Raw genomic sequence first — 219 nt, 5'->3', positions numbered from 1 at the left:
CTTCTGGTTTAACCTCTGGTTTTGCTTCTGGTTTAACCTCTGGTTTCACTTCTGGCTTAACCTCTGGTTTTGCTTCTGGTTTAACCTCTGGTTTTGCTTCTGGTTTTGCTTCTGGTTTTGCTTCTGGTTTAACCTCTGGTTTTGCTTCTGGTTTAACCTCTGGTTTTGCTTCTGATCCACCTTTTTGATTTACAGTTACAAATTGATTTGTAATGAATC

At 39.3% G+C, this 219-nt stretch carries 1 protein-coding gene; it reads right to left on the bottom strand.

What is annotated here, in order from left to right; genetic code table 11:
* Nucleotides 1–219, bottom strand: a 219-nt coding sequence (locus MR107_RS31075; RefSeq protein WP_242293229.1) for a hypothetical protein, incomplete at both ends; no start/stop codon positions are given.

It is taken from the genome of Bacillus cereus group sp. BfR-BA-01441, assembly GCF_022663075.1.
GTDB classification, from domain to species: domain Bacteria; phylum Bacillota; class Bacilli; order Bacillales; family Bacillaceae_G; genus Bacillus_A; species Bacillus_A cereus.
Note: the sequence above shows the minus strand (reverse complement) of the source record. Positions and strands in the feature narration are given on the sequence as shown.